Annotated in this window: 10 protein-coding genes; 8 read left to right on the top strand and 2 right to left on the bottom strand. The window is 55.8% G+C overall.

Annotated elements, in window-relative coordinates; translation table 11 throughout:
* Positions 1–30 precede the first annotated feature (30 nt).
* Together HYP802_RS0116135 and HYP802_RS0116130 are read right to left on the bottom strand one after the other, a co-directional pair.
* On the bottom strand, positions 31–1,011 hold the full coding sequence (locus HYP802_RS0116135; RefSeq protein ID WP_155831250.1) for a glycosyltransferase family 2 protein: 981 nt from the start codon (positions 1,009–1,011) through the stop codon (positions 31–33).
* Positions 1,008–1,808, bottom strand: a complete 801-nt coding sequence (locus tag HYP802_RS0116130) for a polysaccharide deacetylase family protein (RefSeq protein WP_024276131.1) — start codon at positions 1,806–1,808, stop codon at positions 1,008–1,010. Before HYP802_RS0116130 ends, HYP802_RS0116135 begins: the two co-directional genes overlap by 4 nt.
* A gap of 220 nt (positions 1,809–2,028) precedes the next feature.
* On the opposite strand from HYP802_RS0116130, the gene HYP802_RS0116125 reads away from it, so the two are divergent.
* The 8 genes from HYP802_RS0116125 (at position 2,029) to HYP802_RS0116090 (ending at position 13,225) form a co-directional block, all read left to right on the top strand.
* Entirely contained in the window at positions 2,029–3,108 is a 1,080-nt protein-coding gene (locus HYP802_RS0116125) for an acyltransferase (protein WP_024276130.1), read from the top strand.
* A 173-nt stretch (positions 3,109–3,281) separates the two neighbouring features.
* The gene (locus HYP802_RS0116120; protein WP_280949181.1) at positions 3,282–4,100 is read left to right on the top strand and encodes a sugar transferase; all 819 of its coding nucleotides are present in this window, start codon (positions 3,282–3,284) and stop codon (positions 4,098–4,100) included.
* Between the two features lie 538 nt (positions 4,101–4,638).
* A complete protein-coding gene (locus HYP802_RS0116115; protein ID WP_013948422.1) occupies positions 4,639–5,409 on the top strand; it encodes a response regulator transcription factor in 771 nt (256 codons plus the stop codon).
* A gap of 86 nt (positions 5,410–5,495) precedes the next feature.
* On the top strand, positions 5,496–7,772 hold the full coding sequence (locus HYP802_RS22985) for a glycosyltransferase (RefSeq protein WP_024276127.1): 2,277 nt from the start codon (positions 5,496–5,498) through the stop codon (positions 7,770–7,772).
* A gap of 312 nt (positions 7,773–8,084) precedes the next feature.
* Positions 8,085–9,062 carry a glucosyl transferase gene (locus tag HYP802_RS23875; protein WP_157135438.1) on the top strand — a complete coding sequence of 326 codons (978 nt, stop codon included), beginning with the start codon at positions 8,085–8,087 and terminating at the stop codon, positions 9,060–9,062.
* On the top strand, positions 9,059–10,171 hold the full coding sequence (locus HYP802_RS22980) for an acyltransferase (RefSeq protein ID WP_013948419.1): 1,113 nt from the start codon (positions 9,059–9,061) through the stop codon (positions 10,169–10,171). The genes HYP802_RS23875 and HYP802_RS22980 overlap by 4 nt, the downstream gene beginning before the upstream one ends.
* A 17-nt stretch (positions 10,172–10,188) precedes the next feature.
* Positions 10,189–11,478 carry an O-antigen ligase family protein gene (locus HYP802_RS0116095; protein WP_013948418.1) on the top strand — a complete coding sequence of 430 codons (1,290 nt, stop codon included), beginning with the start codon at positions 10,189–10,191 and terminating at the stop codon, positions 11,476–11,478.
* Positions 11,479–11,518: 40 nt separating this feature from the next.
* The gene (locus tag HYP802_RS0116090) at positions 11,519–13,225 is read left to right on the top strand and encodes a right-handed parallel beta-helix repeat-containing protein (RefSeq protein ID WP_013948417.1); all 1,707 of its coding nucleotides are present in this window, start codon (positions 11,519–11,521) and stop codon (positions 13,223–13,225) included.
* The last annotated feature ends 3 nt before the right edge of the window (positions 13,226–13,228 follow it).

The following is a 13,228-nucleotide window of genomic DNA, read 5'->3' as shown; positions in this document are numbered from 1 at the left end:
CAATCGAGTTAGAATTTGAGGCGCACACGTCTATCCGACGTTACCCTCTTTGGTTGCGAGATTGCGGTTGCGAAGCACAGATGCGAGCAGTGCGGCTCGCAAAGCCGTTGGTCGAATGAGCCGGACAGCCGTCACATGTGGCAACGTCACAAATGCGCCGAACAACGCATGTCTCGCGCCTTTGAATTCGCCTGCGGTTGATCGCTTGACTGCTTGGCCGCAGAAATAATCGAAATACTGCCAGACCGACCCGAGATACGCGCGGTAGACTTTGCGCGCGGTAAGCCGCTCGAGCGGCGGCTGCCGCGATAGGAAAGCGTGCCGGCGAAAAATGCGCTTCGTGTATTTCTGCCGTGTGCGTTGCAATTGATCGAAAGAGCCAGGATCCCGCTGGCGGAACAGTACGCACGGCATCTTTACGAGGCCGATCCTGCCGTTGCGAGCAATGCGCAGCTGCCAGTCCCAATCGGAATCGCCGATGAGGCTTTCGTCCATCAGACCGTATTTTGCGACGGCGTTGCCTCGGAAGACGCTGCCTCCCACCTGCGGAAAATATCCACTCAGCATCATGTCGAACACGTCGCCGTCGGAAGGCAGAGCGCCGGGCCAAGGCTCGCCTATTGGCTGCCGCAGAGTATTCGTACTCACGATTTGGCTGAAAACGGCTTCGTGGTCGGGATGCGCGTCGAGAAACGCGATATGTGGTCGGATATGCTGCGGAGTCCACAGATCATCGTCATCGAGGAACGCGATGAATTCGCCTGTCGCGCGCCGCATTGCGAGGTTGCGTGCCGCCGCGCAACCATTCTTGTCCGTTTTCGCGTAGATCCCGCTGAATTCGGCAACGACGGTCGGCGTCTCGGGTGTCGTTCCATTATCTCCGACGAGAATCTCGAATGTCAGGTCCGGCCCCTCGAGCGCGCGAATGCTGGCGAGAGCTTCCCGCAACAATACGGGACGGTCCCGAGTCCCGATGATAACCGACACTCGTCTGGGCGTCGTCGCCGTCATATCCATTCCTCCCAGCGGTCGAACACGCCGGCAAGCGAGGCACTGAAAATGCGCGAGTCGTCGAAATGGGTGACGAACGTGCGCGGTACAGTATAAGCGGGCCGCGTCTCCTCCGCCTGCGCATAAATGATCTCATATCCGGCTTCGCGCGCGGCGGTGGCCGCAGCGGCGCTCCAGTTCAATGATTGGCCGAGTGGAATGGCAAATGTCGTTGGCGCAACCCCCAACCGGTCTTCGATAATCTTTCGCGAGCCAGACAGCTCGTCAGTCAGAAAGCGCTCGCTGATCTTGCCAAAGTCGGGATGGGTACGAGAATGGCTGCCGATCTCGACGCCGAGGGTCATCAAGTGTTCGAGATCTTTCCAGGATACGATCCGCTCCTGGTGATAGGCATTGGTGTGGTCTGTCCAATCCGTAACCACGAACAGCGTCCACGGAATTTCGTATTCTGCAAGAATGCGGGCAGCGTGTGTCGCCACGCTCCGGCGACCGTCATCGAACGTAATCGCAAGATCGCGTTCGCTTCCGAGGCCTCGCGCAATTCGCGACGGCTCGACGAACGTGTAACCCTTCTTGAGCGCCAGCTCGATCTGCGCCCGGAATTGCCGCTCGCTGACGTCATTGACGCCCATTTCCGGTTCGTCGATGGAGTGATAGCAAAGAATGCGGCCATGAGGCTTGAAGCGTTTCTGGCCGAACGTGGCGAGGAAATTCCGTTCCCCCCACATCCGCGCCGCCGCCACGTGCCTGCGTTCAAGGCCCGCCGCTTTAGCCAGTGATTTAACCTGCTGCCGCATTCTTTCGGACCCCGTTAGCCCAGCTAGCGACTTCTCTTCATTGACCAGCCCGGTGCAAAGACTATGCCCATCGTAAGCTGGCCGACGATCATTAACGCGATGTGGCCGTCGATGAAGAAAGACTGTCCCTATAGTACGGGAATTGCAATGCAGTCACGCCATGAACTTGGTGTATTAATTTGGGCTTCGGGTCCGATGTCCACTAACCCAATCGGAGAGCGTGTTGTCCCAAAGGATCAGGGGCTTTGACGGCCTGCGCGCGATCGCATTCTTGCTCGTTTTTGTCAGCCACAAAGTTATTATGCCGGTGACAGATCGCATCGGATCGCTGGCGGTTTGGATTTTTTTTGTTCTGAGCGGCTTTCTGATCACCCGCATTTTGGCGGGTCAAAGATCGAAGATCGAAATGGGACGAACGTCCCGTAAAGAGGCACTGCTGGGCTTCTATCTGACTCGGGCTTTTCGGATTTTTCCGCCCTACTACGCATTGCTGGCGGTGCTGGCCATCCTGGCCGCGAGCGGTCATTACGATCTTGGAGACGCCGGGCGGCAATGGGCTAATCTGCTTTTCTATTCGAATATTTATATCGAGCGTCACGGTTGGCGGGACGATCTCGGCCACTTTTGGAGCCTGGCCGTCGAGCAACAATACTATCTCGTCTTCGCACCGCTCGTACTGTTCCTGCCGCGCGCCGTCGTATCCAGATTATGCGTTGCCCTGCTAATCGTCAGCATTGCGGCAACTGTCTTGTTCATCGCTGATCGCCGTCCGCCCATTACCTTCGACGTTAATTCGCTCGTAAATATCGGACTGTTTGGCTTTGGCGGCCTGGCCGGACTTTTTGCCGACCGGCCTTTGCCGCGATGGCTGTTGAACGATTGGGCGATCGTGATCGTGTTCGCACTCGTCCTGTCGCCGCCAATTCTACTATCCAATCCCGAATTTGCTGAACTTAGCCGTCCGGCAGTCGGCTTCTTGGCAGCCTGCCTTCTCGTTCAGATTACGCAATGTCAGGATGGTCTCGCGGTCAGAGCCTTGGATCTGGCGCCAATCCGCTGGGTGGGCGTGATCAGCTACGGCGCCTACCTCTTCCACCCAGTGATCCATTCCAACGCGTTTCTTGAATTTTTTGGCCTGCCAATTCCGCTGCTGCATCGGTGGATCGTGGTGCTCGATTTCTTGCTCACCATTCTCTTCGCGTCGGCATCCTGGCTATTACTGGAACAACCCTTGATCAGACTTCGCCAGAGGCTGACAACGCGGCAGCTCGATGGTGTGCGGGCCTTTCAAAAAGGCTGAGCGACGGTTTAGCCACCCCTAGCCATTTGCCGTAACGGCGGACAGGCGCGCATCTCACCACTTACATCTTTTGGTTCGGTTGGCTTTCACAGGGCAATATTTGACAATTGGAGTGAGCGGAAGAGACCTAGTTCATTAAATTATAAGTGCGTTTTGCGGGGTATATGTTCCAGATGTCTGTCGTTTCGCCGCGCGATTTTTCGGTAATTTCGCGTTCGGATGGCGGCGGCTCAGAGGCTAGGCTGCTGCCTGCAACTTTAGCTCGCGCCGACGAGCGCGGACGCGTGGAGGTCGAAGGCGAAGCGTCTGTGACCCGCGCGCGGCGTCGCCTGTGGGCGCTCTACAGCATCAACGCCAGTCCTGAACAGACACCGCCACCTATCGGCGGCCGTTTCAAGCGTGTGTTCGACGCGGTCGTCGCATTCGCGGCTTTGATCCTGCTTGCCCCATTACTGCTCGTCCTCGCCGGCGCCATCAAGCTGACGACTGGCGGCGATGTGATTTACCGCCATCGAAGGGTCGGTTTTGGCGGCAAGTATTTTTCATGTCTCAAGTTCCGCACGATGGTGCTAAACGGCGACGCGGTTCTCCGTCGCCACCTCGAGACAAATCCTGCAGCAGCCGACGAATGGCGGCGGACGCGCAAGTTGGCCGATGATCCACGGATTACGGCACTCGGATATGTGCTCCGTAAAACAAGCCTCGATGAGCTGCCCCAGCTGATCAACGTTCTTCGCGGGGAAATGAGTTGGGTCGGCCCTCGGCCGATCGTTGCAGAGGAACTGCATTTCTACGGCGACAGTGCCGTCGAATATTTCAAGGCTCGCCCCGGCATTACCGGCTTGTGGCAAATCAGTGGTCGCAGCCTGGCAACCTACGATGAGCGCGTAAATTACGATCTTCGATATGTGCGGGATTGGTCGTTTGCAAAGGATCTCGTAATCCTGATCCGTACCATCCCAGCGGTTTTGAATACAGGGCAGGCGGCCTAGCTAGCGGCTCTCGATGGCGCAGCGCCATGTTTGGCAACTAGAGGTAGCGTCCAAAAAGGGGAAGGGGGGGAAATCATTTATTCCAGAAATGGGGCAGTGATCCGGATTCTGAGCAGTTTTTATTCAAATTACATTCATACCCACATCTGATGACCTATAATGAAACAAATCATAAAGCGTAAGTTGTAGAACTTTTGCGTGCGTGGTCTGATAATCAGCCATCGGAGACGGCAGTGTGCGCTATTTATATGGTAAACGAGCGCGTGTAAGACCTTGGTAGAAGAAACAAGAGTGCCGTAAAATAAAACTTATTTACTTATGTAATTTCAGCAGCTTGGATAGCATGCATTCACTATGGCACCAAAAAGCCGGCATATAAATGGCTTAGATCTGCGACTATGGCACCAATAATGCAATCCGAATTTATTAACGAGGTGCTGCGTTTTCGGTCCAATTGTAACTAAAATTGGTATAAAAGAGAGTGGGCCATACTACGTCATACACCTCATCGTGGCGGTAGGTTTGGAGTTTTTGTATCGTGCGTACGTCCTTCCGTGAGACCGGGCCCGTCGTTCCTTTGGCGATGGGCAAAACACCTTCAAATACCAACAAAGCGCCTTTGGAGAATGCGCGGTCTGAAACCGCGCAATTGAAGCAGCCCGGCATTTCGGCGCTAATTGTAATTGAGCCGCGCTCTTTCGTGCGCAACTGCATTGTTTCAAGCCTTTCCAATGCAACCGAAATAAAAGGCGTCGGTGTCGGCAGTGTCGCGGAATATTTCGACAAGCTCTCCGATGTCAGGCCCGCAGTCATCATCGTATGCGCGATGGATGACAGCAGCTCCGACATTTCGAGCCAACTCGAACAGCTGAAGAATGCTGGCGTTAACGTTCCAGTCATCGTTATGGCCGACGCGAATAATGTCGATCTCATCCTTACTGCGCTCAACGGCGAGGCTAACGGCTTCATTCCCGCGGATATTTCGCTTGAAATAGCGGCGCACGCTCTGCGGCTCGTTATGGCCGGCGGCAAGTATTTCCCAGTGAACGGCCTACTCGCGGCCCGGAAATCGTCCGCGGCGTCCGCGCCTCGCGAGGCGCCGCCCAAGACCACGCTTTTCACGCGACGCCAGATCGCTGTCATCGACGCGCTTCGCAAGGGTAAGGCGAACAAGATTATCGCCTACGAACTGAACATGTGTGAAAGCACCGTGAAGGTTCACGTCCGTAACATCATGAAAAAACTTAACGCAAAAAATAGGACTGAGGCTGCTTATTTGGCGGGTGAGATGCTCTGCGCTGACCGATAGTCAACCGGGCAATCGCAACTTCCGCATCTATGCGGCGAGTGATTTCTCCTCGGACGGAGAAGCCGATCGGCTTTAAGACATAAGTAATGCTTAGAGTTTCACCCGCGCCGACCGTCTCGGTTCTGATCGCCAATTACAATTGCGCTCAATTCCTCGGCGGCGCGATTCATTCGGCATTGAGGCAGACGTTGAAGCGCCTCGAAGTCATCGTCGTCGACGACGCGTCGACAGACGGAAGCCGAGAAATCGCGCGGGATTTTGCCGCTCGCGATCATCGCGTCAGATTGATCGAACTGCCCACCAACGCTGGCCCGTCCGCTGCGCGCAACGCCGGACTTGCTGCGGCTGAGGGAACCTGGGTCGCCATTCTTGATAGCGACGATTTCATGCACCCGGAACGGCTGCAAAGGCTCGTCGAGGAAGCCCGGGCCGGAGCGGATATCTGCGCCGATGACCTGCTCGTATTCGGCGAGGGACGCCGTCCTGGCGAGCACCTTTCAAAAGCTCAGCGACAGATGGCCTATATCTCGCTCGCCGATTTTTTGAATTCGAACCTCATCTACGGGACCGTTCCGGCGACAGGCTACCTCAAACCACTTTTGAACTTGGCGTTCTTACGCAAGCACACCCTGACATACGATACGGCGCTGAAGATTGGCGAAGATGCCGATCTTATCGCGCGGGCCCTTGCTGCGGGCGCCAAATATCGCCTGATCGACAGTCTTGGCTATTTCTACCGCAAGCATCCGAATTCGATTTCTCACCGTTTGTCACGCGACGACCTCCAGCAGATGCTCAACGGCGACATGCGCCTGAAGGCGTCGCTATCGGCTTGTCCCGTTGAAGTCGCCGAAGCGTTCGCTCGCCGCCAGATATCCATCGAACGCGCCTTGAACTTCGATCGTCTCGTTACGGCGATCAAATCTCGATCGTGGTCGCAAGCTCTCCAGATTGCGATCCACCATCCCAACACGATCTCGGCTCTGGGGATGCCGTTGGCTGCGCGGCTCCAGCGTCTGCGCCGAATTCAAGTTTCGAAAGGCCAGTCTGAGTCGACCAAAAAGGCCTGTTTGATTTCAAGACAACGCATCATCGGGCCGACAAACGGCAGCTCCGCGTATGTTCTGGGAATTTGCCGGGCGTTGCGAGACGACGGCTACGACGTAACGCTCGTGTCTCCGAACGCCGGTACCATCGGGCGCTTGCCAGTGTTTCGTCTTCGTCCGGAAATGTCGGTCTTCAATCAAATTTTTCTGCGTGGCGTCTGGAAGCTCGGAAATATCTGCGTCAGCAAAGACCCACGCATTGCACTTGCGGCCGTGATGGCCAAGATTGCACGCGCCCTACGACGCTTTGGCGTGGAACGCCTCTCTTATTGGGATACGCCGGCGCCCTATGTCATTGGCGCGCCTTGGCAACGCGACGAACTTCTGTACGTGGCTCGGCACGCTTCGAAAAGTGAACTGGTCATCGCCGATTATGCGTTCACCACGCCGGCAATCCCGTTCGCGCTTAGCGAGTCGGCGCGCAGCCTGGTCGTCATGCACGACCTTCTTTCCGTGAGAGAAAGTCGCTTCAAGGACGCCAAGCTGCCTGACTCGGTCAAGACTTTGGACGAAGCCAGCGAGATGCAGCTTCTTGGTCAGGCCGATGCGATCATCGCTATTCAGGATATCGAGGCGAAGCACGTCAAGGCTCGTCTTCCGGATCATACCGTGCTGCTGTCTCCCGTCGTGTGCGCATCAGTCGACGCGCCTCAACCAGGCGCAGGCAAAAGCGTGCTGTTCATCGGGAGCAATACGGCTCCGAATGTGATCGGCCTGAGATGGTTTCTGGAATTTTGCTGGCCGCAAATACGTGCCGAAAATCCCGACGCTGAATTGGTTGTCGCCGGCGGTGTCGGTTCGCAATTTCCCGAAGGTGCGCCCCGAGCCAAGTTCTGCGGCATCGTCGACAACCTTGCCCCTTTCTATCGCGAAGCCAGCGTTGTTATTTCGCCGCTGACGGTAGGCTCCGGACTGAAAGTCAAAGTCGTCGAGGCATTGGCCCAGGGCAAGGCCATCGTAGCGACTACGGTGTCCGTCGAGGGGATGGGGGACGACATCGCATCGGCGCTTAACGTCTGCGATGACCCTGTCGCTTTCGGCAATGCAGTCAGTGCACTCTTATCGGACAATGAATTACGCCGCCGCCGCGCGGATGCCGCCTACACCTACTTCAAGCAACATTATTCTCGCGAGGCCTGCATCCGTGAACTGCTCGCCTACGTCGACGGGCGGTCGGACGTATCGGCGTCGACGGTTTGCAGTCTTGCTCCCTACGCTCATCGAGGCACGTCGATCGAAGTCGATTGTGTGCGCTGAGCGATAACTCCGAAGCCGGACAAAGAGATGCCAACAAGCTACTGCATCGGACAGGACGAGGGGATCGAGCTTTCGTTTGATAAAAGCAGAGCAAGGCGTGCGCGCGAGAACATCAGCATCGCGTTTTTTGGGCATGACTCGAACGAGAGCACCATCCGAAAGCGCGTTTGCGCATTGCAAAGAAATGGTGCCGACGTTACCGGTTTCATGTTCGCCCGTCGCCGTGAAATGGCATTGCCCCCCCCAGATTGGAATAACATCGATCTTGGAGTGACCGAGGACGGGCATCACGGTCGTCGTTTGTTGAGCTTGATGCAAGCGATTGTAATTTTATGGCGTCACCGTGCGGTCATTCGGCAGGTCGACATTCTTTATGCACGCAACATCGACATGCTTGCGCTGGCTTGGTTGGGCCGCCTTTTGGCGCGCTCCCGGGCAGCGATTGTCTACGAAGCGCTCGATGTTTATCCGGCCTTTACAGGTCGCGGCGTCAAGGCAGCCATCCTGCGCTTCCTAGAGCGTCGGCTGTTGGCTTGCAGCCGACTGCTGGTTGTGAGCTCTCCCTATTTTATCGACCGTTATTTCTCGCCTGTTCAGAGATACACGGGAGAGTGGTTTCTTCTTGAAAACAAGCTCGGGCCAGAGAACGAGACGGTTCATCCTCTGTATCACATCCGCAATCAAAGCGACGGGCGTGCTTGGACGATAGGTTGGTTCGGTGTTCTTCGCTGCAATCGCAGTCTAGAGATTCTCCGCGCGATGGCGTCTCGGCTCGGGAGTCGGATTGCCGTCCATATCAGGGGCGTTCCGTCGGAACCGGACGGGATTACACGTGAACTGCTCGAATCCGTCGCAGCGGAAACACCGAATATATCCTATTTCGGAACATACCAAAATCCGCGCGATCTTCAGGAAATCTATTCCGCGGTCGATTTCGCCTGGGCGATCGACTTCAGCGCCTGGGGTGCCAACTCCGATTGGCTGATACCGAACCGGCTTTACGAGGGCGGCCTATACGGCGTGCCTGCATTGGCGCGGGTAGGTACGGCCACAGGCGACATTGTAGAGCGCGACAATCGCGGCTGGACGTTTCGCGAGCCAATGCAGGAAACGGTCTCCGATTTTCTCATTCATCTCGATGCCTCCGGCTACAACGAAAAAGCAAACGCGTTGCGTCAAACCGAACGCGCTGTGTTTGTAGACGTGTCCGACACGTCTCGGCTCTTGTCTCGACTGCGAAACCTTTGTCACCCGGCAGAAGCCAGCCGGCTTCCGGAACATCAGCCGTGATAAGAATCCCAGCAAACGCCACCGAGACGATTACGGGGCGCGAAACCAATGCGGTTAAGCGCATCGACACGATCGATTCTCTGCGCGGTTTGGCGATCCTGCTCGTCATCTGCTTTCACTATCTTGTTCGCTGGGCACCCCCGTTTTTTCCTGACAACCTCTATCAGTATTCACAGGCCTATTCGCCGCTATGGGAACTCGGCCGCTTCGGCGTTGAATTCTTCTTTGTCATCTCAGGTACAGTCATCGCGCTAACGGTCGAGAGCTCGAGTAACGCAATCGACTTCCTCTTCAGGCGGCTTTCGAGGATATACCCGGCGCTTATCTGCTCGATCTTCGTGACGTTTTTTATCGCCAACGCTTTTGGTCCCGAACCCTTCCATCGCGGTGTCGTCGACATCATTTCGAGTATGCTGATGCTTCCCGCCGTTCTGCCGTCGAAGTGGAACTTTCAGTATGTCGATGGTGTGTATTGGAGCTTGGCCGTCGAATTTAAGTTTTATGCGGTGGTCGCCATTTTTCTGATCCTCTTGGGCCGGCGGGTCTGGGCCGGGATCATTCTGTTCGGCATTCTGGGCGAAATTTGCTTTCACATCGCTCCTAACCTCGCTGATAAAATATTCATTCACCAATATATGAGCTTCTTTCTCTTCGGCGTCGCGATCGCCCAATGGCACTTCTCCCGAAACGCTCTCGCGGCCAGTCTTTGTCTGATGAGCGCGGTAATTCTTTACGTCCTTAATCTCGACTACGTCAGCTTGCTCGATCAGCCGTCTGTTGTGGCGGCGCTCTTCGTCGCGACCGGGGTCGTTTTGATGGGTGTTCTGATTTGTCTGAATGTTCCGCTCAGTTGGCGGCCGCTGCTGCTTGTTGGTCAGGCATCATATTCGCTGTACTTGCTGCATGAAAACATCGGGATAACGATCATCTCAAATCTGAAGGGACTAGGCTTCGGCGACATGACCGCTATCGCGATCGCCTTCGCGTCGATGCTTGCGCTGGCAGTTACGATGTTTAACCTGCTCGAAAAGCCGGCTCAGCGCGCCTTGCGGCAGATGTGGAAGGCATTTCCCGTCTTTAGCGCAGCCAGATCCAGTTCGGCAGTTTGAGGGGACGGCTGAAAGCGATGACACGAAAACACAAATCCTCGCAGCGATCGCGCCGCCGCCTGCTGAATTACCCGCTCGCCGCCACGACGTTTTTCTTTGCCATCTTTAACGTTCAGATTTTTTCGCTGATTATTCCATTGCTGATAATGGCGGTCACGGGCCTCTGCGCTCTCAAGTTTCACCGGGAGCTTGTGGGGTATGGTGCCGAACTTAAGGTCGTGCTCATTTTTCCGGGGATTGTCATGCTGTCGGCGACCTGGTCAGACGTGCCGACCATCTCGCTTTGGTATGGTATCCAGCTGCTTGTGACGATCTTTGTCGGCATTCTCATCGGCATCTGCGCGACAAGCCGAGAAATTGTTCGTGGCATTTATTACGCGATGGCAATCGTGGTCATTGCTTCCCTCATATCCGGTCAAACTGGCCCGTCGGCGGCGGGTCCGGTACTCATCGGAATAACGGGAAGCAAGGACGCAATGGGGTTCGTGGGCCTTACGCTGTTCGCCGCTGCCTTGGGGGTGGTCACGGACTCAGGTCAGCCGACGTTGTCCCGCTTGTCGACGCTCGTCTTTCTTCCGCTCGGCGCGGGTATAGCGGCCGGCGTCGAGGCGCTCTCATCGGCGCTTGCGGCCGTCGGCTTCGCATTGGCATTCTTGGGCTTCCTAATGCTCAAGCGGTTTGACCGATGGTCTCGCTGGACATTTGTAGTCATTGGGCTCATCGCCGTGATGTTCGTCGCCTTGGCCCTTGCTGGCATAGGGTTCTCGTCAGACCGCGTGCTTGCCGCCTTCAACAAAGATCCGACGTTGACAGGCCGAACCACGCTTTGGGACTGGGCCGATATCTGGATTGCGAGAGCCCCGTTGCTTGGACATGGATATAAGGCATTTTGGCTCGGCGACTCGAATGAAACGGCTTCAGTGCTGTCGATGTTCGGGCAGACGGATGGACGCGTCTTTCAGTTTCACAATACCTTCCGCGAAATTCTGGTCGACCTGGGATGGGTCGGGTTACTTGCGTTTCTGGCTGCTGCCCTTGTCTTTGTTTATTTCGCGCTGATGAACGTCATGAATTTTCCATGCAGCACGACGGCATTTTTCGCGTCGATGCTATTATTGCTCGTCGCTCGCTCACCATTTGAATCGATAGTTCTGGTTTTTTACCCTTACACCGTGTTGTTTTACGCCTGTGGAATTGCCAGCTTGATGCCTCGGCTCAAATTGCGGCATAGGACACCGATGCCACGTTGGCCATCGTTGCCCAACGCTGAATTGACTCCCTCAGTTGGCATTCAACAAACCCGGTAGGTCGATCTCGGCCTGCGCCGAATTCACCGCGAGGGCATATATGCGTTTCATGAGTTTCCCCCACCCTCTGGGCGCAGTGACGCTTGTCCTTGTCGTCTGCTTGCAGCTCTGCTGCGCCGTCGTTGCCAAAGCCCAATCGTCTGAACCCTCCGGTACTGGGACGACCTATTATGTGTCGCCGACTGGGGATGATTTGAATTCGGGAACAGCCCCTAACGCGCCTTGGCGCAGCCTCGGGAGGATACAGCAGTCCGTCTACAATGCCGGAGATTCAATTCTCCTTGAGGGCGGCAAGACATTTGTAGGCTGTCTTCAGATTTCGCGCGGGATGCTGCGCGGGACCGCGGAACGTCCGGTTACGATCGGCGCTTATGGGCATGGAAAATTTCAGATCAAATCGAACTGCGCCGGGCGTCTCGTGGCAGCGATCGACATCGTCGGCGCCAGCGGCGTTGTCGTGCAGGATTGCACTCTACGCGGCAACGGCGGCAAGACGCCCTTTGGTGTTTGGATTCAAAACCCTTACGACAATGACGCCGCTCGAAACATAACAGTTCGACGATGCGACATTAGCGGGTTCTTCACCACCAGCCCCGGACAGAATGGAGCCGAGATTTTTGTTACTGGCCACCCGGGCGCCGGACTCGATGGTGTGAATGTCATCGACAATGTGCTGCACGGTTCTGACGGACCGACAAGTCCGGACAATAACGGGCTTTATGGCTTTGGACGCGACAAGAACGTCCGAAACATTCTGTATCAGGGCAATGTCATTTACGACATTGGAGGCCGGCCCGGCGGTACCAACGGGGCCGACGGCAACGGCATGATCGCCAATGGCGTCACTGGCGGCCTGATTCAAAACAACATTGCGTACAATCTCGGCGCCAATGTCGATACCTGCGGTGGGCCATCCGGTTTCTGGGCGTATAGCTCAAGTCACATCGTCATTCAGTTCAACGAAGTCTACAACGCCAAGCCGAGCAAATTCGTCAAAGGCTGCGATTGGGATGGCTTCGATCTCGACGGCTACGTCACGGACTCGGTTCTTCAATACAACTATGCTCACGACAACTGGGGTGCCGGCTTTGCCGCATATATCGACGGCGAGTGGGGGCGGAATATCATTCGCTATAATGTCGCCGTGAACAACGCCACATCGTGGGGCGCTTCCTACTTCGGAAACATCGTAATTGCGAGGGGAGCCGACTCGCCCCAGCTCAGTATTTATAACAACACGCTGATTTCCAACGGGCCGTCGAACACAACCGCCGGCATTTCCATTCAGGGAAATCCCAAGGGCGCGATCATTGCAAACAATCTCATCATAGCACTGAATGGAGCGAACTACATCAATACCGGGTCAGAACTGCCTGAGGTTCAAATCCTCTCCAACAGTTACTATTTGACGGACCAGTTCGCCATTCGGTGGCGCGATAGAAACTACACCAATCTTGATACTTGGCGGCAAGCGACGGGCAACGAAACGCTCGATGGCAAGTCGACGGCATTCACCGATGATCCGCAACTTGACACCACCGCCCTGGGAGAGATTTGCGGCGGCTATAAGCGATCGTGTCCGCGTGCGGCATTGCACGTCTCGCAAAAGCTGATGGGGCGCGCAATTGATCTGACGAAGCCGCCATTCAATCTTGATGTCGGATCTCGCGACTACGTCGGCAACAAAATTCCGCAGTCGGGATCGGGCACCGGCTATGGGATCGGCGCGGTTGTCGTAGATAAGTGAACT

The organism is Hyphomicrobium sp. 802 (genome assembly GCF_000526135.1).
GTDB lineage: Bacteria > Pseudomonadota > Alphaproteobacteria > Rhizobiales > Hyphomicrobiaceae > Hyphomicrobium_B.
Note: the sequence above shows the minus strand (reverse complement) of the source record. Positions and strands in the feature narration are given on the sequence as shown.

What these genes read in the sequence shown, in the direction of transcription:
- HYP802_RS22985 (WP_024276127.1), top strand. Translation starts at nt 5,496, where the DNA reads ATGCTTAGAGTTTCACCCGCGCCGACCGTCTCGGTTCTGATCGCCAAT.
- HYP802_RS0116095 (WP_013948418.1), top strand. Translation starts at nt 10,189, where the DNA reads ATGACACGAAAACACAAATCCTCGCAGCGATCGCGCCGCCGCCTGCTG.
- HYP802_RS0116130 (WP_024276131.1), bottom strand. Translation starts at nt 1,808, where the DNA reads ATGCGGCAGCAGGTTAAATCACTGGCTAAAGCGGCGGGCCTTGAACGC.
- HYP802_RS23875 (WP_157135438.1), top strand. Translation starts at nt 8,085, where the DNA reads ATGCAAGCGATTGTAATTTTATGGCGTCACCGTGCGGTCATTCGGCAG.
- HYP802_RS0116090 (WP_013948417.1), top strand. Translation starts at nt 11,519, where the DNA reads ATGCGTTTCATGAGTTTCCCCCACCCTCTGGGCGCAGTGACGCTTGTC.
- HYP802_RS0116120 (WP_280949181.1), top strand. Translation starts at nt 3,282, where the DNA reads ATGTCTGTCGTTTCGCCGCGCGATTTTTCGGTAATTTCGCGTTCGGAT.
- HYP802_RS0116135 (WP_155831250.1), bottom strand. Translation starts at nt 1,011, where the DNA reads ATGACGGCGACGACGCCCAGACGAGTGTCGGTTATCATCGGGACTCGG.